Raw genomic sequence first — 20366 nt, forward strand, 5'->3', positions numbered from 1 at the left:
CCCATGCGGAACAGGACGCGGAGGCGAAGACCATGGCAGGAAATTTCGGCAAGGGGTGCCATTTGCACCTGATCGACGGGTCGGCCTATATTTTCCGGGCCTTCCACGCGCTGCCGCCGCTGACGCGCAAGTCCGACGGGCTGCCCATCGGTGCGGTCTCGGGCTTTTGCAACATGCTGCACCGCTACGTCGAGGGCAACACCGGCCCCGACGCGCCGACTCATGTCGCCGTTGTCTTCGACAAGGGCAGCCACACCTTCCGCAACGATCTCTATGACCAGTACAAGGCCAACCGCGAGGCCATGCCCGAGGATCTGCGCCCGCAGATCCCGCTGACCCGCGAGGCGACCGAGGCCTTCAACATCGCCTGCAAGGAGATCGAGGGGTTCGAGGCCGACGACATCATGGCGACGCTGGCCTGCCGGGCGCGCGAGGCCGGAGGACGGGTGACGATCCTGTCGTCGGACAAGGACCTGATGCAGCTTGTGGGCGAGGGGGTCGAGATGCTCGACCCGATGAAGAACAAGGTCATCGACCGCGACGGCGTGCTGGAGAAGTTCGGCGTCGGGCCGGAACGCGTGGTGGACGTGCAGGCGCTGGCGGGCGACAGCGTCGACAACGTGCCCGGCGCGCCGGGGATCGGGATCAAGACGGCGGCGCTGCTGATCAACGAATTCGGCTCGCTCGAGGATCTGCTGGACCGCGCCGAAGAGATCAAGCAGCCCAAGCGCCGCCAGACCCTGATCGAAAAGCGCGACCAGATCGAGCTGTCGAAACGCCTCGTGCAGCTGGATTGCGACATGGAGCTGCCCTTCACGCTGGACGATCTGGAGGTGAAAGAGCCGGACCCCGAGGTGCTGCTGGGCTTTCTGACCAAGATGGAATTCCGCAGCCTGACCAAGCGGATCGCCGACAATGCCGGGGTCGAGGCGCCTGCGATTCCCGAACCCGCCACCGCCGCCGATGCGCCCGAGGCCGCGCCGGACTGGCCCGCCATCGACGCCGCCTCCTATGAATGCGTCTCGGACATGGAGGCGCTTCACCGCTGGATCGCACGGGCCACCGACCTTGGCACCGTGGCCGTCGACACCGAGACGACCGGCCTGAACGAGATGCTCTGCGACCTCGTCGGCGTCAGCCTTGCGGTCGCGCCCGGAGAGGCCTGCTATATCCCCCTCGCCCATCTGGCCGAGGACAGCGGAGAGGGGCTCTTTGCCTCGGACGCCGTGGCCGAGGGGCAGCTTCCGATGGATCAGGCGCTGGCCGCGCTGAAGCCGCTGCTGGAAGACGCGGCTGTGATGAAGATCGGCCAGAACATGAAATACGACGCCAAGGTGCTGTCGCGCTACGGCATCGAGATCGCACCCATCGACGACACCATGCTGATGTCCTACGCGCTGCACGGCGGCGAGCATCAGCACGGCATGGACACGCTGGCGGAACGCTATCTTTCGCACACGCCGATCCCGATCAAGGAGCTGCTGGGCACCGGCAAGAGCCAGATCACCTTCGACCGGGTGCCGCTGGACAAGGCCACCGGCTATGCCGCCGAGGATGCGGACGTCACCCTGCGCCTTGCGCTGACCTTCAAGCCGCAGTTGCACCGGGCGCGTGTGACGCGGGTCTACGAGACGCTCGAACGCCCTCTGGTGCCGGTGCTGAAGACGATGGAGATGGCGGGCATCGCGGTCGACCGGGGCACGCTGTCGCGCATGTCCGGCAAGTTCGCGCAGAAGATGGCCGAACTGGAAGCAGAAATCCACGAGCTGGCGGGCGAGAAGTTCAACGTCGGCTCCCCGGCGCAGCTGGGCGACATCCTGTTCGAGAAGATGAGCCTGCCGGGCGGCAAGCGCGGCAAGACCGGCAAGTATTCCACCCCCGCCGACGTGCTCGAAGACCTCGCGACCGAACACGACCTGCCGGGCCGCGTGCTGGACTGGCGGCAGCTGTCCAAGCTGAAATCGACCTACACGGATGCCCTGCAAGAGCACATCAACCCCGACACCGGGCGGGTGCATACGTCTTATGTGCAGACCGGGGCGAACACCGGGCGTCTCGCCTCTGCCGATCCGAACCTGCAAAACATCCCGGTCCGGTCCGAGGAAGGCCGCCGCATCCGCGAGGCCTTTGTCGCGCCCGAGGGCAAGGTGCTGGTCAGCCTCGACTATAGCCAGATCGAGCTGCGCATCCTCGCCCATATGGCCGGGATCGACGCGCTGAAAGAGGCCTTCCGGCAAGGGCAGGACATCCACGCCATGACCGCCTCGGAAATGTTCAACGTGCCGATGGATCAGATGACGCCGGAGGTGCGGCGGCAGGCCAAGGCGATCAACTTCGGCGTGATCTACGGCATCTCGGGCTTCGGCCTTGCCCGCAACCTGCGCATCCCGCGGGCCGAGGCGCAGGGCTTCATCGACCGCTACTTCGAGCGCTTCCCCGGCATCAAGCAGTACATGGACGACACCGTGGCCTTCGCGCAGGAGCACAAGCGCGTCGAGACGCTGTTCGGGCGGGTCATCCACACGCCCGAGATCGGCGCCAAGGGGCCGCGCGCCGGGTTCGCCAAGCGCGCCGCGATCAACGCGCCTATTCAGGGCACGGCGGCGGATATCATCCGCCGCGCCATGGTGCGGATGCCCGAGGCAATCGAGGGCCTGCCCGCGAAGATGCTGTTGCAGGTCCACGACGAACTGCTGTTCGAGGTCGAGGCGGGCGCGGTGGACGACCTGATTGGCGCGGCCCGGTCGGTCATGGAGGGCGCGGCGGAACCGGTGGTGAAGCTGGACGTGCCGCTTGTGGTCGACGCCGGACAGGGCGCGAACTGGGCCGAGGCACATTGAGCGTTCCCTCGGGGGCCGGGCCACAGCCAGGCCTGCGGGATCAGCCAATCGGCCCGGCAAGGCACAGGCTGGCGCATCTCTGCGGCCTGTCGCTCGGCCCCGCCTGCTGAAATCCGGGCGCGCCTGAAAAAACTGGTCGGGTATCCAAGGATTGCACCCCGGCGCGCGTCCAAGTGACAAGATGCGGATGGATGTCAGTGACGAAACCCTTGCCCGCGCGGCGGCGGACGGCGACCGGCAGGCCTTTGCCCTGCTGGTCGAGCGGCTCTATGACCGTGTCTATGCCTATGCGGTGAAGCTGACCGGCAGCCGGACAGAGGCCGAGGATCTGGCGCAGGACATCTGCGCCGCCCTGCCCGCCAAGCTGCGCGGCTTCCGGGGCGAGGCGACGCTGACCACATGGCTTTACCGGATCACGGTGAACGCGGCGCGGGACCGGTTTCGCCGCCGCGCCACCCATGCCGGGGCCGCCGAGGGCTGGGGCGACTGGGAACTGGACCGCCGCGCCGCAGAGGCCGAGACGGCAGAGCGGCTGGACTGGCTGACAGAGGCGATGCGCGGCCTCTCGGTCGAGATGCGCGAGACGCTGGCGCTGGTCTTGGACGGCGTGACCCACGCCGAGGCCGCGCAGGTGCTGGAGGTCTCGGAAGGCACGGTCAGCTGGCGCGTCTCGGAATGCCGCAAGCGGCTGAAGGCGATGAAGGAGGCAGAAGAATGAGCGGTGACGAGTTCGACGACCTGAAGCGTGCCTTCGACGCGGCCCTGCCGCCGCCGGACCCCGAGGCGCGCAAGCGCGCCCTGACGCTGGCGATGAAAAATTTCGACGATGTCCAAGGATCGACCGATCCGGCGCGTCTGACCTCTGAGCCTGCCCGGAGGGGCGGCCTTTCCAGAGGAGTACGCAAGATGATCGCAGGGATTTCAAGCAAGGGTTTTCTGACCGCCACGACCGCGCTGGCCGCTGTCGCCATGGTCGCCGTCATTCCCGTGTTGCAGGAACAGCCGCCAAGCCTGCGCAGCCGCGAGGCCGCGCCCGAGCCGGTCGTGTCGACCGAAGAGGCAGAGCCGCCGCTGGTGGAACCCGCGCCCGTCGAAGAGGTCGAGGCCGCGCCCCCCATGGCCGACATGGCGGCGGAGCCGATGCCAGAGACCTTCGCCGCGCCCAGTGCGGCTCGTTCAGAACCGCGCCATGGGCGGCGCCGCCAAGATGGCGCCCGGCGTCGTCAGCCCCGCCCCCATGCCCGCGCCGTCCTTCGACGCGCCGGTCGCCGGTCTGCCCGACACCGAGGCCTTCCCCGAAGCCGAGGAGAACAGCGTCAAGGTCACGGCGGAAGAGCCGGTCTCAACCTTCTCGGTCGACGTGGACACGGCCTCTTGGTCGATCGTGCGCAACTCTCTGACGAACGGGATGCTGCCGCCGAAGGACGCGGTGCGGATCGAGGAGATGGTGAACTACTTCCCCTACGATTACCCCGCGCCCGGGGGCGATGCACCCTTCGCCGCCGCCATCGGTGTCTCGGACACGCCATGGCGCGCGGGCACGCAGGTCGTGCATATCGGCTTGCAAGGCGCGCTGCCCGCAGAACGCCCCGCGATGAACCTTGTCTTCCTGATCGACACTTCCGGATCGATGGACCAGCCCGACAAGTTGCCGCTGCTGAAACAGAGCTTTCGCCTGATGCTGGGCCAGCTTGGCCCCGAGGACAGCGTTTCCATCGTGACCTATGCGGGCAGTGCGGGCCGCGTGCTGGACCCGACTCCGGCGACAGAGCGCGGGACCATCCTCGCCGCGCTCGACCGTCTTCAGGCCGGGGGCGGCACCGCCGGTCAGGCGGGTCTGCAGCAGGCCTATGCCACCGCCGCCGAGATGACCGAGGACGGAGAGGTCAGTCGCGTGATCCTTGCCACCGACGGCGATTTCAACATCGGCATCAGCGATCCCGAGGCCCTGAAAGACTACATCGCCGCCCGGCGCGAGGATGGCACCTACCTGTCGGTGCTGGGCTTCGGGCGCGGCAATCTGGACGATGCGACCATGCAGGCGCTGGCGCAGACCGGGAACGGCATGGCGTCCTACATCGACACGCTGGCCGAGGCGCAGAAGGTGCTGGTGGACCAGTTGACCGGCGCGCTGGTACCCATCGCCGACGACGTGAAGATCCAGGTGGAATGGAACCCCGCCGCCGTGTCCGAATACCGGCTGATCGGCTATGAAACGCGCGCCTTGCGGCGCGAGGATTTCAACAACGACAAGGTCGATGCCGGAGAGATCGGCGCGGGCCATCAGGTCACCGCGATCTACGAGATCACGCCCGCCGGATCCGACGCGCGGATGACCGACCCGCTGCGCTACGGCGCGGCGCAGCCTGTGGCGGGCGACGCCTCCGAACTGGGCTTCCTGAAGCTGCGCTACAAGGCGCCGGGCGAAGAGGTGAGCCAGTTGATCGAGGTGCCGGTCATGGCCGATGCCGCCCCCTGCCGGACGCGCAATGGGCCACGGCCATCGCGGGCTTCGGCCAGATCCTGCGCGGCTCGGACATGGTCGGTGACTGGAGCATCGGCGACGCCATGGCGCTGGCCCAAGGCGCCCGGGGCGAAGACCCCTACGGCTACCGGCAGGAGGCGATCACCCTGATGCGGCTGGCCGAGAGCCTGAGCCAGTAAGGCGCCGCCCTGCCCCGTCCCGGGGCTTATGTGTTCGGGACGGGCACGATCAACCACCCTGCGCGGAACCAAGGCGAAGCCGCCGCGCCATCATGCCAGAGGCATGTCTCCGACATGACGGGCCGTCCCCTTGGCCCGGCGATTTGGCTGATGAAGGCGCAACCTGACTTTGGCCGTACGGACTTTGCCGGGATAAACTGCCTTCCTGAAAGGTAGGATCGCCGCGCCACGGCCCGTCGATGGCGCGGCTCATCGCTTGGGGTGACAGTTTTTTGATCCGAGTACCCCGATGTTGGCCCCGGTCGCGGTTCACTTCTTCGGCGGAAACACCGGCATGCCGTCCGTCGTCTCCAGCAGGATCGCGCGCGATTCGGCGGTGAACTCGCGGCGCAGCACCACGCCCAGCGTGAACAGGGTCGCCACGAACAGCGGCACCGCCCCCGCCAGCCAGGCGGCACTCGCGATGCCGAAATAGACCGACCGCAGGCCGCGATTGTAGCCGCGCCCCGCCGTGACGTTGATCTCTCCGGCCTTTTGGGCGCGCGGCAGGGCCACCGGGTCCTCGGGGTCGTTGGGCACCGCCGCCATCAGGATCGAGCAATAGCCGAACAGCCGGTGCGACCAGACGAACTTCAGGAAGGCGTTCACGGCGAAGCCCAGCATGACGAAGATCTTGATCTCCCAGACGATCACCGGGTCCGTCGCCTGCGTCAGGTCCTGTGCCACGCCGCGCAACCGCTCGGCATTGCCCAGCAGGGCAAAGCCCCCGCCGATGGCGATCATGCTGCCCGAGGCGAAGAAGGCCGTGCTTTGCCGCAGGCTGTTGACGATCTGGCTGTCGAAGATGCGCGGGTCGCGGTGCAGGAAGGCCACCATCCAGACCCGTCGATACTGCGCCATGATCTTCGAGGTCGAGGGGCGCGCGGCGGGCGGATGCTCGATGATCCAACTCGACCCGAGCCACGCCAGCAGCAGCAGCGCAAGCGCCGCGTAGTCCAGGACGGTGAAGGCGTTGAGATAGCGCGCGTCCATCAGGAACGGCTGGGCGACAACGGCCCAGAGCACGGCGATGACGATGAAGACCGAGACCTCGTTGAAGATGCGCAGGAACATGTCGCTTTCGCGGAACTCTCCGGCCTGCGCGCGGCGCACCAGCTTGCCGGTCCAGAGGTAATGTGCCGCCAGCACCAGCACCAGCGTCGCCTTCAGGTGCAGCCACGCGGGCCAGCCCAGCCATGTGCCGTACCAGAGGCCGGTGACGATGGCGACCACCCCCAGCCCGAAGGAAAAGCGGTAAAGCCGGAAGGTCAGGTCGCCCAGCGGGCCGTTCTCGCCCAGCCGCGCGTGTTCGCGCTTCCAGTAGATCAGCGCGCGCGGCACCGCGAAGATGGAGGTCATCCACCCCATGACGCAGAGAATATGTATGATCTTGACCCAGTGCCATGGGCGCAGATGACCCACCAAGGCGGCAAAGCGCAAGATGCCGCAGCATTGGCTCTCGTCAAAAGACTATTTTGGTTATATGAGTTTACCAATTGCCCGGATTTCCGGCAGAGAGGGAGGCCCGACCATGCAGATGCCCGAACCGAATGCCCGCGTTCTGGATGCCAAGGCGCGCATTGCGGACCGCCTTTCTGCGGTACTGCCCGCCGATGCGCTGATCACCGACGAGGCCGAGACCCGGGCCTATGAATGCGACGCGCTGACCGCCTATCGCTGCCCGCCGCTGGCCGTGGTGCTGCCCGCCACCACCGAAGAGGTCGCGGCGGTGCTGAAGGTCTGCTTCGAGGAGGGCGTGCCGGTGGTGCCGCGCGGCGCCGGGACCTCGCTTGCGGGCGGGTCGCTGCCCACGGCGGACAGCGTCATCCTCGGCGTGGCGCGCATGAACGCGGTGCTGGAAACCGACTACGACAGCCGCTTCATCCGCGTCCAGACCGGGCGCACGAACCTGTCGGTCACCGGCGCGGTGGAAGAGAACGATTTCTTCTACGCCCCCGACCCCTCGTCGCAGCTGGCCTGCGCCATCGCGGGCAATATCGCGATGAACTCGGGCGGGGCGCATTGCCTGAAGTACGGCGTGACCACCAACAACCTGCTGGGCGTGACCATGGTGCTGATGGACGGCACCGTGGTCGAACTGGGCGGCGCACATCTGGACGCGGGCGGGCTGGACCTGCTGGGCGTCGTCTGCGGCAGCGAAGGCCAGCTGGGCGTCGTGACGGAGGCGACCCTGCGCATCCTGCCCAAGCCCGAGGGCGCGCGGCCCGTGCTGATCGGCTATGCCTCGAACGAGGTGGCCGGCGCCTGCGTGTCGGACATCATCAAGGCCGGCGTGCTGCCGGTGGCGATCGAATTCATGGACGCCCCCTGCATCCGCGCCACCGAGGATTTCGCCAAGGCGGGCTATCCCGATTGCGAGGCGCTACTGATCGTCGAGGTCGAGGGCTCGGAGGCCGAGATCGCCGAGCAGCTGGAAAAGATCTGCGAGATCGCCCGTCGCCACGACCCTGTCGAACTGCGCGAGGCCAAATCGGCGGACGAGGCGGCGCGGATCTGGCTGGGCCGCAAGTCGGCCTTCGGCGCCATGGGCAATATCAACGACTACATGTGCCTCGACGGCACGATCCCGGTCAACGAACTGCCCTACGTGCTGCGCCGCATCGGCGAGATGTCGAAGGACTTCGGCCTCGACGTCGCCAATGTCTTTCACGCGGGCGACGGCAACATGCACCCGCTGATCCTGTTCAACGCCAACCAGCCCGGCCAGCTGGAACTGTGCGAGCAATTCGGCGCCGAGATCCTGAAGCTCTGCGTCGAGGTCGGCGGCTGCCTGACCGGAGAGCATGGCGTGGGCATCGAGAAGCGCGACCTGATGAGCCACCAATACGCGCCCGAGGATCTGGAAGCGCAGATGGCGGTGAAGGACGTCTTCGACCCCTCGTGGCTGCTGAACCCGGCGAAGGTCTTTCCGCTGGAGGCCAGCGCGTCGCGCCGGGCGGCGGGATGAGGGGGCCCTGCCCCCGCCCTTCGGGCCCCCGAGGGTATTTGGACCAAGAAGAAACACGAGGGCAGCATGAGACCGGAAAGCGAGGCGGATCTAGCCGAGGCGGTGGCGGGCGCGCAGGGGCCGCTGGCCATTCGCGGCGGCGGCACGCGCGGCGGCGCGGTGCCGGGCGAGGTACTGGAGACCGGTGGCCTGTCGGGCATCACGCTTTACGAGCCGGGCGCCCTGACGCTGGTGGCGCGGGCGGGCACGCCGCTGGCCGAGATCGAGGCGGCGCTCTCCGCCGAAGGCCAGCGGCTGGCCTTCGAGCCGATGGATCACCGCGTGCTGCTGGGCGGCACCGGCGCGCCGACGGTCGGCGGGGTGGTGGCGGCGAATGTCAGCGGACCGCGCCGGATACAGGCGGGCGCGGCGCGGGATTTCTGCCTTGGGGTGCGTTTCGTCGACGGGCGCGGCATCGTGGTCAAGAACGGCGGACGGGTGATGAAGAACGTCACCGGCTACGACCTGGTCAAGCTGATGGCCGGATCCCGGGGCACGCTGGGCGTGCTGTCCGAGGTCAGCCTGAAGGTGCTGCCCGCGCCCGAGGCCGCGGCTTCGCTGGCGGTTCCGGTGGCGACACCGGCGGAGGCGGTGGCGGTGATGTCGGCGGCGCTTGGCTCTCCCTTCGACGTGAACGGGGCGGCCTACCGGCCCGAGGCCGGGTGCGTGGTGCTGCGGATCGAGGGTTTCGACGGCTCTGTCGGTTACCGGGCCGAGCGGCTGGCGGCGCTTTTCGCCGGGCGCGGCGCAGAGATCGACCGCGCAGATGTGGGTGAGACATGGCGCGCATTGCGCGACGTGGCGGCGCTGAAGGACCATCCGCTGGTCTGGAAGCTGTCCATGGCGCCCCGCGACATGGTGCCGGCCCTGCTGGAGCCCGCCGCGCGGGAGATGGGCTTCGACTACCAGCTCGACTGGGGCGGCGGGCTGTGCTGGCTGGGCATGACGGTGGCGCAGCTGGATGCTTGCGCCGCGCACTTCGGCACCGGCGATCCCCGGGCGACCGCCGTGGCGGTGCATCGCGGCCTTCAGGAGAGGATGGTCGCCCCGGATGCCGCGACCCGCCTGCGCGGGCATGCGACGCTGGTGAAGGCGCCCGAGCCGGTCGCCACGCAGGTCCCCCGCTTCCAGCCGGAGCCCGCGGCCCTTGCCGCCCTGACGGCGGCGCTGCGGCAGCGGTTCGACCCGCGCGGCATCCTCAACCCCGGCCTGATGGCATGAGACCGGCATGAGCGCGCCGCTTCTGATCTCCTTCCTGGTCAGCTTCATCGGCGGTCCGCTGCTGTGCTCGGCCCTGCTGGCCCTGCCCCGCAGCCTGTTTGTGCTGCTTGTGCTGGCCGGGGCGGTCGTGGTCTCGATGACGCTGGCGCTGCGGTTCCGGGGCGGGCGCCCGGTGCTGTCGCTGGGCCTGATCTGGCTGGGCTGGGTCCTGGCGGTGGCCATGGTCGCCCTGGCCGTGATGCGCCGCGCGCCGCAGACCCGCCGCTGGGTGACGGTGATCGCCCTCCTTGCAACGACCCTGCCGTGGTTCGGCCTCGCCACGGCGCGACTGATGGTGTGACATGCAGACGACGTTTACCCCCGAGCAGCTAACCGATCCCGGCACCGCGCGCGCCAACCAGATCCTGCGGACCTGCGTGCATTGCGGGTTCTGTACCGCCACCTGCCCGACCTACCAGGTGCTGGGCGACGAGCTGGACAGCCCGCGCGACCGCATCTACCTGATCAAGGACATGCTGGAAAACGAGCGGGTGCCGGACGAAAAGACGGTCAAGCACATCGACCGCTGCCTGTCCTGCCTTGCCTGCATGACGACCTGCCCCTCGGGCGTGCATTATATGCATCTGGTCGATCACGCCCGCGAGTATATCGAGACGCACTATGACCGGCCATGGAGCGACCGCGCCCTGCGCTGGCTGCTGGCGCGCATCCTGCCCTATCCGGGGCGCTTCCGGCTGGCCCTGCTGGGGGCGAAGATCGGGCGCCCCTTCGCCCGCTTCCTGCCCGACCCGCGCCTGCGCGCCATGCTGGCCATGGCGCCGAAGCGGATCCCCCGGTCTCGCGCAACGACGACCCGCAGAGCTTTGCCCCCAAGGGCGCGCGCCGGATGCGCGTCGCGCTGATGACCGGCTGCGCGCAGAAGGCGCTGAACACCGACATCAACGACGCCACCATCCGCCTGCTGACCCGGCTGGGCTGCGAGGTGGTGGTGGCCCGGGGCGCGGGCTGCTGCGGGGCGCTGACACATCACATGGGCAAGACTGCCGAAAGCCACGGCACCGCGGCGCAGAACATCCGCGCCTGGGTGGCTGAGATGGACGGCGCAGGCCTTGATGCCATCGTCATCAACACCTCGGGCTGCGGCACCACCGTGAAGGACTACGGCCATATGTTCCGCAACTCGGACATGGCCGGGGACGCGGCGCGGGTCGCGGGCATCGCGCGGGACGTCAGCGAGGTTCTGGCGCAGCTGATGCCAGAGGCGCCGCTGCGCGCGGCCACCCCTGCCCGGACCGAGATCGCGGGCACCGAGGCGGCGCCGGGCGCGCGCCCCGACGGCGGGCCGATCCGGGTGGCCTATCACGCCGCCTGTTCGCTGCAGCACGGGCAGAAGATCAAGGACCACCCCAAGGCGCTGCTGAAGGCCGCCGGGTTCGAGGTGGTGGAACCGGCGGATTCGCATCTGTGCTGCGGCTCTGCGGGCACCTACAACCTGATGCAGCCGGAGATTTCCGGCCAGCTGAAGGACCGCAAGGTCCGGACGCTGGAGGCCAAGGCGCCCGATGTCATCGCGGCGGGCAATATCGGCTGCATGATGCAGATCGGCTCTGGCACCGGAATCCCCGTCGTTCACAGCGTCGAGTTGCTGGACTGGGCAAGTGGCGGGCCGAAGCCGCGCGCGCTGGGGGACCGGGGATGACAGTACGGCGCCGGCCTGCGGTTTCGGGATGAAGGGGACGCGTTCATGGCCCAAGGGGGCCGCGCGCGATCCCGCTGACGTGGCGTCCCCGGGCGGCGTTTGCCGCATTTTCGCCCAAGACTGCGCCTAGAGCCCTTGGCAGATGCGCGGGATGCCAATGAACCGATTACTCCTTTCCGTCCTTTTGCTGCTCTGGGGTGGCATGGCCCCGGCAGAGGGCCTGTTGTCGATGGGCTCGCGGCAGGACGGACGGCAATGGGAAGCCGTCGGGCGGCTGGAACTCGCGGGCAAGGCCTTCTGCACCGGCGCCCTGATCGCGCCGGATATCGTCGTGACCGCCGCGCATTGCCTCTTTGACGCCGAAACCGGCGCGCGGGTGCCGGAGGACCAGATCCAGTTTCTGGCGGGATGGCGCAACGGACGGGCCGCCGCCTACCGTCGCGTGCGCCGCGCGGTCGCCCACCCGGACTATGCCTACGACGCCCCCTCGGACGCGCGGCGCGTCGGCCGCGACCTTGCCCTGATCCGCCTGCAACACCCGATCCGCAACACCACCGTCACCCCCTTCGACACCGGCCCCCGGCCCGGCACCGGCGACCGCGTCGGCGTCGTCTCTTACGCCCATGACCGCTCTGAGGCGCCCTCGCTCCAAGAGCTGTGCGACGTGATCTCGCTGCAGGACGCGATCCTGATCCTGTCCTGCACCGTGGACTTCGGCGCCTCCGGCTCTCCGGTGTTCCGCTTCGGAGAGGACGGTCTGGCGCGCATCGTGTCGGTCGTCTCGGCCAAGGCCGAAGCCAACGGCGCGCCGGTCTCGCTGGCGCTGGACCTTGCCGAACCGCTGGCCGGGCTGCGCGCCGAACTGGAGGCGCAGGCGGACAGCGGGGCGGGGCTGGAACCGATGCAGGCGGGCACCCGCCGCGACACGGGCGCCCGCTTCATCCGGCCCTGACGCGCCGAAATCTTGCAAAGATTTCGGTCCGTTTTCTTTGCAAGAAAACGCGCGGCAGGCGCACTTGAAACCGCCGGAACACTTCCCAAATCAAGGAGACCGGGATGCCTGCGACAGGGTCCCGCACACCCCAAGACGCCTGTCCCCCATGGGAAGGCGCCGCACTTGAACAGGATCGCTCAACGGAGGATTCCATGCGACATTTCGATTTTGCACCGCTCTACCGCTCGACCGTCGGGTTCGACCAGATCGCCCAGATGATGGATCGCGTTCTGGCCAGCGACACCACGCAGGCGGGCTATCCCCCCTACAACATCGAGAAGACGGCGGATGACGCCTACCGCATCTCGATCGCCGTGGCCGGCTTCGCCGAAAGCGACCTGTCGGTCGAGGTGAAGGAGCAGGCGCTGGTCGTCTCGGCCCGCAAGGCCGAAGAGGACGAAGGCCGCAGCTTCCTGCACCGCGGCATTGCCACCCGCGCCTTCGAGCGCCGCTTCCATCTGGCCGACCATGTCCGCGTCTCGGGCGCCCTGCATGAAAACGGCATGCTGCACATCGACCTGCAACGCGAGATCCCCGAGGCGCTGAAGCCGCGCCGGATCGAGATCGCCCGCCCGCAGTCGGTGGCCGTCCAGAAAGACGTGGTGGACGCCGAAACGGTCAACTGACCCCTCGCGCCGCGCACAGACCGGGCCCCGGCAACCGCCGGGGCCTTTTGCTGTCAGCGCGGCGCCTGCACCCGCCCGTGGCCGATGTCCACGCGGGAGGCCGCCGGGCCCAGCCCGCTGCGCGTGGCGCCGCCGATCAGCCGGGCCGCAAGGCTGAGGGCGGTCACGGCCTCTTTGCCCTCGTGCAGCCGCTGCACCCAAAGCGCCGCGATCCCCGCCACATGGGCCATCGCCATCGAGGTGCCGTTCAGCACCCGCGTCCCGCCCCCCATCGCGGCAGAGACCACCCCCTCTCCGGGGGCGCAGAGCGCCGCCCCGAGGTTCGAGAAGGGCGCCGGGGTCAGGGCGCCCTCCTCCCGTCCCAGCGCCGCAACCGACAGCACCCCGCGCGCCGCCGCCGGGGCCGCCGGGCCGGTCTCGAAGCCCTCCGAGATCACCCGAAGGCTGTCGTTGCCCACGGCGCCAAGGATCAGCGTGCCCGAGTCCCCGCCGAGCATGTCGAGGATCATCTCGAAGACCCGCAGGTTGCCGCGATAGGCATGCACCGCAGAGGCGGTGGCAAGGCTTTGCGGATAGCCTTCCTCGATCAGGGCCATGACATGGGCGACGGTGTCGAAACACAGCGAGAAGCCCAGCACATCGGCCTTTTCCTGCAGGGCCCAGAGCACCGCGTTCAGGAAATCGTCGGAGCGCCCCAGACCGTTGTCCGAAAGGGCCTTGCCGACCAGCAGTTCCGTGACCCCCCGGGCCACGCCGATGCGGACCCCGCCAAGGTCGCGACCCAGGATCGTGGCCGCCACATGGGTGCCATGGCCATTGGCATCCTCCAGCCCCGTCCCGGCGAAGTCCCGGCCCGTCACCGTGACCCCGTGAAAGGCCGGGTGCGCGGCATCCAGCCCGGTATCCAGCAGCGCCACCCGCGCACCCTGCCCGCAGAGCGGCGTGCAATCGGCCCCGATGGCGCGCAGGCCCCAGCCGGCCTCGGCGGAATCGTCGCGCAGCCCGTCCAGCGGCGCCGGGCTGATCAACCGGGTCGGCATGGCGGGGCTGGCGGTCAGCACGGCCTCGTCGCGCATGGCCGCGCGCAGATCGCCGGGCGACAGGTCCGCAACCTCGATGAAGGGCTCGGCGGGCCGGGCCGGGTTGCGCGGCTCGATCCGTGGCCCAAGCGACACGGAGGGGCGGCGCCAGTTGCCGCTTCGGTCCCTGAGCAAGATATAGGTCGTCATGAAATCCCCAAACCCGAAACCCGACCGCGCCGGTCAGGGTTTCAGGCTACAGGGCCGCCGGAAATGCAAAAGGGGTGCTACGTGAAAAAGGCGTGAAATCCGCCCGCCGCCCCCGGGGCCCGACCGGCAGAGCCGGCGTGGCTCCGCTCAGATCAGGCCCTTTTGGCGGAAGAGCGCCTGAAGGTTCGCCTCGGGGCGCGGCCCCATGTGGCCGATGACCTCGCCCGCCGCGACCGTGCCCATGGCCCCGGCCCGGCCCATGTCGCAGCCGGTGACCAGCCCGTAGAGGAACCCGGCGGCGAACTGGTCGCCCGCCCCGGTGGCATCAACCGGCACGACCTTCTTCACCGGCACGTCGGTGCGCGTGCCCTCGTGCAGGATCGTCACCCCGTCCCCCGACCGCGTGCAGACCACCAGCGGGCAGATCGCACCCACCGCGGCAAGGTCCGCCTCCAGGTCGTCGTTCTGGTAGAGCGAGCGGATCTCGGCCTCGTTGCCGATCACGAAGTCCATCTCGTCCTCGATGAGCGTCAGGAAGTCGGTGCGATGCCGCTCGACGCAGAAGGGGTCGGAAATCGCGATCCCGGCCTTGCCGCCCGCCGCCCGGCAGGCCCGCGCCGCCTTCAGGAAGGCCTCTTTGCCCTTGGGCTTGTCGAAGAGGTAGCCTTCCAGAAAGACCACCTCTGCCTCGCCCGCCACCGCTTCGGCGACGTCATCGGGGCCAAGCTCGGCCGAGATGCCCAGGTAGGTGTTCATCGACCGCTCGCCGTCCGGCGAGACGAAGATCATCGACCGCGAGGTCGGCAGCTCGCCACCCGGCACCGGCGGGTTCACGAAATCGGTGCCGTCCTTCGCCATGGCCTCGGCGTAGAAACGGCCCAGCGTATCGTCGTGCACGCGCCCGATGAAGGCGGTCCGCAGGCCAAGGTTGCCGATCCCGGCCAGGGTATTCGCGACCGAACCTCCGGGCGCCTGCACGCGGCTCTCCATCGCGCCATACAGCGTCTCGGCGCGCTCGCGCTCCACCAGCTGCATGATGCCCTTGGTGACGCCCATATGTTCGAGAAAGCTGTCGTCGGCGCGGGTCAGAACGTCGACGACGGCGTTGCCGATGCCGACAACCTGGTACTTCTTCATTGGGTCTTCTCCTCGAAGGGGCAGAGGTCGCGAGATCAGGCAGGCCCCGCATTTGGGCTTGCGCGCGACACAGATGTAACGGTACGTGCAGGATCATCCAGTGATGGGCATGCTGCTGGAAATCGACCGGGATGTGATCCTCGATGGCGCGCTCGACGGCGACCACGTCCTTGCCGGGGCAGATGCCGGTGCGGTTGCCGAGGCGGAAGATATGCGTGTCCACCGCCTGCGCCGGATAGTGCCACCACATGTTCAGCACCACGTTGGCGGTCTTGCGCCCGACACCGGGCAGGCTTTCCAGCGCGGCCCGCGAACAGGGCACCACGCCACCGTACTCCTCGACAAGGATGCGGCTCAGCTTGATGACGTTCTTCGCCTTGTTGCGAAACAGGCCGATGGTCTTGATATGCTCGATGACCCCCTCTTCGCCAAGCGCCAGCATCTTGTCCGGGGTATCGGCGATCTCGAAAAGCCGCGCCGTGGCCCGGTTCACCCCGGCATCCGTGGCCTGCGCCGAAAGCGCCACCGCCACGACCAGCGTATAGGCGTTGACGTGGTTCAATTCACCCTTCGGCTCCGGCTCGGCATCGCGGAAGCGCGTGAAGATCTCTCGCAGAGTGTGATAATCGAGCTGTTTCGCCATGCCGCCCCTCATGCCAATTGCCGCAGCGCGCCGCAAGGCAAAGCCGCGCGCCCATGGCAACCCAGATCGCCGCAGGGCCACACCGCCCGGCGCCTCCCCTGCAAAAAAGCGCAAAACGGACCGACAGCCGCCCCGGGGCCGCCCCCCTGCTTCTTCTTGGCCCAAATACCTCTGGCCCGGGCGGCGCTTGCGCAACATCCGGGTCGCGGCAGAGCCTGCGCCGGGCTATCCTGACGCCATCCGCGACGGAGAGAGACGATGCCCGGGGACGAAACCGACAGCTATCACTACAAGGTCATGGGCCGCGCCATCGAGGCGGTCGACCGCCTTGGCCCGCAGGCCTCGCTGGATCAGATCGCGGCAGAGATGGGCATGAGCGCGGCGCATTTCCAGCGCCTCTTCAGCGCCTGGGCCGGGGTCTCTCCGAAACGATACCGCCAGTACCTTACCCCGGGCCACGCCAAGTGCCTGCTGGCGGATCGCTTCACCACGCTGGACACGGCGCTGGCCACCGGCCTGTCGGGCAGCGGGCGCCTGCACGACCTCTTCCTGCGCTGGGAGGCCATGAGCCCCGGCGACTTCGCCCGCGCCGGCGAGGGGCTGGTGATCTACTGGGGCTGGTTCGAAAGCCCCTTCGGCCCGGCGCTGGTGATGGGTACCGAGAAGGGCCTCTGCGGCATCGCCTTCGCCGCCGAAACCTCCGAGGCGGCGGCCATGGACGATCTCGTCTCGCGCTGGCCCAAGGCCCTTTATACCGAGGATCCGATGCGTCTGCGCCCCCGGGTCCGAAGGGCCTTCGGCGTCGCGCAGGACGGGCCGGTGCCGCTTTACCTGATCGGGGCGCCGTTCCAGATCAAGGTCTGGGAGGCGCTGATGCGGATCCCTTCGGGCCATGTCACCACCTACTCGGAAATCGCCCAGGCGGTGGGCCATCCCAAGGCGGTGCGGGCGGTCGGCACGGCGGTCGTGCCGCAACCCGATCAGCTACCTGATCCCCTGTCACCGCGCGCTGCGCAAATCCGGCGGGCTGGGCGGCTACCACTGGGGCCTTCCGGTCAAGCGCGCCATCCTGGCGTGGGAATCCGCCCGGCTGGAGGCCTGAGACCCCTTGTTTTCGGGCACTATTCCGCCGATTGGCGCCGGTTTTCCGATTTTCCCGGTGACAGCTGTCGCAGCCCCTCTACATAGGGTTTACGTATGAGCAAATGTCCGCCAAGCGGGCATGCTATCCCAACGCGGAAGAGGCACAGTAGACCCATGATCCGAGCTCGCAAACCTATCCTGATCACCGCCGGCCTGGCGCTGGCCCTGGCCGGCTGTACCGATGGCAGCGGCATGTTCCAGAACGACCCGAACCAGAAGGCCAAGCAGGGCGCCCTGCTGGGGGCCGCCGCCGGTGCCCTCGCGGGCCGCGCCGCGGGTGGCAGCGATGTCGGCGAACGCAACCGCGCCACTGTCGCGGGCGCCCTCGTCGGCGCAGCCGCCGGTGCCGCCATCGGCAACCAGCTGGACAAGCAGGCCGCCGAGCTGCGCCAGCAGCTGGGGTCCGAGGTCGACATCCGCAACACCGGCGACCGCCTGATCGTCACCATGCCGCAGGACATCCTCTTTGCCACCGACAGCGCAACCCTGCGCCCGACGCTGGTCTCCGACCTGCGCGACGTCGGCCAGAGCCTGCTGGCCTACCCCAACACCACCGCGCAGGTCATCGGCCACACCGACTCTGACGGCGAGGCATCCTACAACCTGAACCTGTCGCAGCGCCGCGCCCAGTCGGTCGCCAACGTGCTGGTCTCCGAGGGTGTGCCGTCCTCGCGTCTCAGCGTCATCGACCGTGGCGAGGATCAGCCCATCGCGTCGAACCTGACCTCTGCCGGCAAGGCGCAGAACCGCCGGGTCGAAATCGTGATCCTGCCGAACGCCTGATCCAGGCGTCGCTTCGGACAAACAGAAACGCCGCGGCCCAGGCCGCGGCGTTTTTTTGTGCGAGAATTGGTGCGGGCTGGCCCTGTGTCGGCCCGCGCGTCGCTGCGCGCGCGGCCCCCGGCGGTCGACCGGTCAGCAGCCGGTGCCGCGCAGCACCACCTGTACGGTGCGAAGCATCACGCCGATATCCGTGCGCAGCGAAAGCTCCCACAGGTAGGCCGTGTCATAGCGGGCGCGCTCGGTGAAAGAGCTCTCGTGCCGCACCGAGATCTGCCAGAAACCGGTCAGACCGGGGCGCAGTGCGTAATAGGCCATGCCGGGGTACATGCCGGTCTGGCAGGGCAGCATGGGGCGCGGTCCGACAAGGCTCATGTCGCCGATCAGGACGTTCCACAGCTGCGGCAGCTCGTCCAGCGAGGACTTGCGGATGATCCGGCCAATCCATGTGATCCGGGGATCGTTGCGCAGCTTTTGCGAATGCGCCCATTCGGCCCGGGCCGCCGGGTCGTCCTGCAGGTGCTTGGCCAGCAGGGCATCGGCATCGGGCACCATCGAGCGCAGCTTGAGCATGCGGAAGGTCCGACCGTCCCGGTCGACGCGAAGTTGCGTGTAGAACGGCGATTTCCCGTCCAGCGCCACCAGCAGGGCACAGAACAGCACCACGATCAGGGCGGGCACGGCGGTGAGGAGCACCAGAACGATGTCCAGGACGCGCTTCAGGCCATGGCGGTAAAGCTGGCCGTGCGAGGCAGCGGTCAGGCTGGTGTGGGCACGGGCGTGTCCCTCGGCTGCCGTGGGCATCGGCTGGCGCATGAATAATGACAAATTGACCTCCCTCGAGCCAATCAAAGACGAGAGCCACCAGAGCCGCGTTCAGCGGGTCACGGACAAGGCACGCCGCAACGGCGTATTCTGCGGCCCTGCGGCCACAGCCTGTCCGGACGTCGCCAGCTGACGCTGCGCGCACGGCACACTCCCAATTCACCTATTGCACCAACCCCCTAGCGCAGCAGCCCGGCAAATTGAGACCAAATCCTGTCAAATTCGCCGTACCTTGCTGTTATGAATGGACCTTTGCCTTCCGTCAACCGAGCTTACGTAATACACTTTTGGGTTGAATTGCGGTCTCGGCCATTCGGATTAAAGAGAAGTTTTTCGCTCTTTTGCGCACCTCAAAACGACCCGCAAAATTGCGATTGAAGCCTCTGATGCCAGCGCATGACGGGACACGCCCGGGCGGGGGCGGAGGAAACAGTTCGGTCGCCGCCGTCCAGCCCTGCCGACGGGTTTGTCCGGAATTCCCGGTTTTTTGACGGTTCGGTCAAAGTTCTTCACAATCCCTGCGGTAGTGCCCGCTATCGTCGCGGATATTTCTCCCTCTGGCGGGAAACAATGCGCTTGCCCTCTTGCCGCGCAGGATTGCCCCCGGGCCTGCAGCCCGGCCCAAGACACCGCCGCGACGGCGGCCCGGCGCAAAACACCCTAGAGGTGAGTAACTTTCCTCACGAAATGTTACAAACCCGGCTTTGGCGTGATCGGGGCGCCCAAACCTTGCCCGGGCATCGCCATAAATCCGCCCGATTCCGATTCGCGGAAGCGCCGCCTTGCCATCGGATCGCCCCATTTTACCCCTGCACCGGGGCGGGGCAGAGTTGAAAGACCCGCGCCCCGGCGATATGTCCAGCATCAAAGCCGAGAACTTCCGAAGGTCAGCCGTGACGAACTTCCTGCACCGGGGCGACCTGCCCGACGACCTCGACCTTGGGCCGGTTGTCGCCATAGACTGCGAGACCATGGGGCTGCACCCCCATCGCGACCGGCTGTGCGTCGTGCAGCTGTCAGCCGGGGACGGGCATGCCCATCTTGTACAGGTCGCGAAGGACCAGACCGACGCCCCGAACCTGTCCCGCCTGCTGGAAGACCCGGAGGTTCTGAAGCTGTTCCACTATGGCCGCTTCGACATCGCCGCCATGTACAACACCTTCGGCGCCCTTGCCGCGCCTGTCTGGTGCACCAAGATCGCCAGCCGTCTGGTGCGGACCTATACCGACCGGCACGGGCTGAAGGCGCTGACGCAGGAACTGCTGGGCGTCGACATCTCGAAGCAGCAGCAGTCCAGCGACTGGGGCGCGGAAACCCTGACCGATGCGCAGATGGCCTATGCCGCCTCGGATGTGCTGTACCTGCATCGCCTGCGCGACGCCCTGACCGCCATGCTGGACCGCGAAGAGCGCCGCGACCTGGCCGAGGCCTGCTTCGACTTCCTTCCGGCGCGCGCGGTGCTGGACCTCGAAGGCTGGCCGGACACGGATATCTTCGCCCATGCCTGAGGCGCGCTGAT

13 protein-coding genes and 5 pseudogenes are annotated in these 20366 nt (G+C 68.0%); 12 read left to right on the forward strand and 6 right to left on the reverse strand.

Going from position 1 to position 20366, the window contains the following annotated elements; all coding sequences use genetic code 11:
- Positions 1-32: 32 nt before the first annotated feature.
- The 3 genes and pseudogenes from polA (at position 33) to ABFB10_RS24035 (ending at position 5504) form a co-directional block, all read left to right on the forward strand.
- Positions 33-2840, forward strand: a complete 2808-nt coding sequence (gene polA / locus ABFB10_RS08125; protein WP_347166132.1) for a DNA polymerase I — start codon at positions 33-35, stop codon at positions 2838-2840.
- Between the two features lie 187 nt (positions 2841-3027).
- Positions 3028-3558, forward strand: a complete 531-nt coding sequence (locus ABFB10_RS08130; protein WP_347166133.1) for an RNA polymerase sigma factor — start codon at positions 3028-3030, stop codon at positions 3556-3558.
- Positions 3555-5504, forward strand: a pseudogene (locus ABFB10_RS24035) (vWA domain-containing protein). The gene ABFB10_RS08130 and the pseudogene ABFB10_RS24035 overlap by 4 nt, the downstream one beginning before the upstream one ends.
- Before the next feature lie 309 nt (positions 5505-5813).
- On the opposite strand, the gene ABFB10_RS08145 reads toward ABFB10_RS24035, so the two are convergent.
- Positions 5814-6536, reverse strand: a complete 723-nt coding sequence (locus ABFB10_RS08145) for a DUF599 domain-containing protein (protein ID WP_347167970.1) — start codon at positions 6534-6536, stop codon at positions 5814-5816.
- Between the two features lie 15 nt (positions 6537-6551).
- A pseudogene (locus ABFB10_RS08150) lies at positions 6552-6965 on the reverse strand (CopD family protein); the annotation flags it as partial.
- A 109-nt stretch (positions 6966-7074) separates the two neighbouring features.
- Here ABFB10_RS08150 and ABFB10_RS08155 point away from each other — a divergent pair.
- From ABFB10_RS08155 to ABFB10_RS08180, 6 genes and pseudogenes are all read left to right on the forward strand, one after another.
- Complete coding sequence (locus ABFB10_RS08155) at positions 7075-8511, forward strand: FAD-linked oxidase C-terminal domain-containing protein (RefSeq protein ID WP_347166135.1); 1437 nt, start codon at positions 7075-7077, stop codon at positions 8509-8511.
- Positions 8512-8577: 66 nt separating this feature from the next.
- Entirely contained in the window at positions 8578-9771 is a 1194-nt protein-coding gene (locus tag ABFB10_RS08160) for an FAD-binding protein (RefSeq protein ID WP_347166136.1), read from the forward strand.
- A gap of 7 nt (positions 9772-9778) precedes the next feature.
- A complete protein-coding gene (locus ABFB10_RS08165) occupies positions 9779-10111 on the forward strand; it encodes a hypothetical protein (RefSeq protein ID WP_347166137.1) in 333 nt (110 codons plus the stop codon).
- Position 10112: 1 nt separating this feature from the next.
- Positions 10113-11470 (forward strand): annotated as a pseudogene (glcF, locus tag ABFB10_RS08170) (glycolate oxidase subunit GlcF).
- 157 nt (positions 11471-11627) lie between these two features.
- Positions 11628-12422, forward strand: coding sequence for a trypsin-like serine peptidase (locus tag ABFB10_RS08175; RefSeq protein WP_430522997.1), 795 nt, complete (start codon positions 11628-11630; stop codon positions 12420-12422).
- Positions 12423-12616: 194 nt separating this feature from the next.
- The gene (locus ABFB10_RS08180; RefSeq protein ID WP_347166138.1) at positions 12617-13090 is read left to right on the forward strand and encodes an Hsp20 family protein; all 474 of its coding nucleotides are present in this window, start codon (positions 12617-12619) and stop codon (positions 13088-13090) included.
- 53 nt (positions 13091-13143) lie between these two features.
- Here ABFB10_RS08180 and ABFB10_RS08185 read toward each other — a convergent pair whose 3' ends face one another.
- From ABFB10_RS08185 to nth, 3 genes and pseudogenes are all read right to left on the reverse strand, one after another.
- Entirely contained in the window at positions 13144-14319 is a 1176-nt protein-coding gene (locus ABFB10_RS08185; RefSeq protein WP_347166139.1) for a S8 family serine peptidase, read from the reverse strand.
- A gap of 147 nt (positions 14320-14466) precedes the next feature.
- A complete protein-coding gene (locus ABFB10_RS08190) occupies positions 14467-15456 on the reverse strand; it encodes an adenosine kinase (RefSeq protein WP_347166140.1) in 990 nt (329 codons plus the stop codon).
- A pseudogene (nth, locus tag ABFB10_RS08195) lies at positions 15453-16099 on the reverse strand (endonuclease III). The gene ABFB10_RS08190 and the pseudogene nth overlap by 4 nt, the downstream one beginning before the upstream one ends.
- Before the next feature lie 258 nt (positions 16100-16357).
- On the opposite strand from nth, the pseudogene ABFB10_RS08200 reads away from it, so the two are divergent.
- Positions 16358-17201: pseudogene (locus ABFB10_RS08200) on the forward strand (methylated-DNA--[protein]-cysteine S-methyltransferase).
- A gap of 155 nt (positions 17202-17356) precedes the next feature.
- Positions 17357-18025, forward strand: a complete 669-nt coding sequence (locus tag ABFB10_RS08205; protein ID WP_347166141.1) for a YiaD family glycine zipper/OmpA-like lipoprotein — start codon at positions 17357-17359, stop codon at positions 18023-18025.
- A 132-nt stretch (positions 18026-18157) separates the two neighbouring features.
- On the opposite strand, the gene ABFB10_RS08210 is transcribed toward ABFB10_RS08205, so the two are convergent.
- Positions 18158-18850 carry a sugar transferase gene (locus ABFB10_RS08210; protein ID WP_347166142.1) on the reverse strand — a complete coding sequence of 231 codons (693 nt, stop codon included), beginning with the start codon at positions 18848-18850 and terminating at the stop codon, positions 18158-18160.
- A gap of 851 nt (positions 18851-19701) precedes the next feature.
- On the opposite strand from ABFB10_RS08210, the gene ABFB10_RS08215 reads away from it, so the two are divergent.
- Positions 19702-20355: a ribonuclease D gene (locus ABFB10_RS08215; RefSeq protein ID WP_430522998.1), complete on the forward strand. Its 654-nt coding sequence runs from the start codon at positions 19702-19704 to the stop codon at positions 20353-20355.
- Positions 20356-20366: the final 11 nt, after the last annotated feature.

Origin of the sequence: Ponticoccus litoralis (assembly GCF_039769985.1) — a bacterium.
GTDB lineage: Bacteria > Pseudomonadota > Alphaproteobacteria > Rhodobacterales > Rhodobacteraceae > Ponticoccus > Ponticoccus litoralis.

What these genes read in the sequence shown, in the direction of transcription:
- polA (WP_347166132.1), top strand. Translation starts at nt 33, where the DNA reads ATGGCAGGAAATTTCGGCAAGGGGTGCCATTTGCACCTGATCGACGGG.
- ABFB10_RS08130 (WP_347166133.1), top strand. Translation starts at nt 3,028, where the DNA reads ATGGATGTCAGTGACGAAACCCTTGCCCGCGCGGCGGCGGACGGCGAC.
- ABFB10_RS08145 (WP_347167970.1), bottom strand. Translation starts at nt 6,536, where the DNA reads ATGGACGCGCGCTATCTCAACGCCTTCACCGTCCTGGACTACGCGGCG.
- ABFB10_RS08155 (WP_347166135.1), top strand. Translation starts at nt 7,075, where the DNA reads ATGCAGATGCCCGAACCGAATGCCCGCGTTCTGGATGCCAAGGCGCGC.
- ABFB10_RS08160 (WP_347166136.1), top strand. Translation starts at nt 8,578, where the DNA reads ATGAGACCGGAAAGCGAGGCGGATCTAGCCGAGGCGGTGGCGGGCGCG.
- ABFB10_RS08165 (WP_347166137.1), top strand. Translation starts at nt 9,779, where the DNA reads ATGAGCGCGCCGCTTCTGATCTCCTTCCTGGTCAGCTTCATCGGCGGT.
- ABFB10_RS08175 (WP_430522997.1), top strand. Translation starts at nt 11,628, where the DNA reads ATGAACCGATTACTCCTTTCCGTCCTTTTGCTGCTCTGGGGTGGCATG.
- ABFB10_RS08180 (WP_347166138.1), top strand. Translation starts at nt 12,617, where the DNA reads ATGCGACATTTCGATTTTGCACCGCTCTACCGCTCGACCGTCGGGTTC.
- ABFB10_RS08185 (WP_347166139.1), bottom strand. Translation starts at nt 14,319, where the DNA reads ATGACGACCTATATCTTGCTCAGGGACCGAAGCGGCAACTGGCGCCGC.
- ABFB10_RS08190 (WP_347166140.1), bottom strand. Translation starts at nt 15,456, where the DNA reads ATGAAGAAGTACCAGGTTGTCGGCATCGGCAACGCCGTCGTCGACGTT.
- ABFB10_RS08205 (WP_347166141.1), top strand. Translation starts at nt 17,357, where the DNA reads ATGATCCGAGCTCGCAAACCTATCCTGATCACCGCCGGCCTGGCGCTG.
- ABFB10_RS08215 (WP_430522998.1), top strand. Translation starts at nt 19,702, where the DNA reads ATGTCCAGCATCAAAGCCGAGAACTTCCGAAGGTCAGCCGTGACGAAC.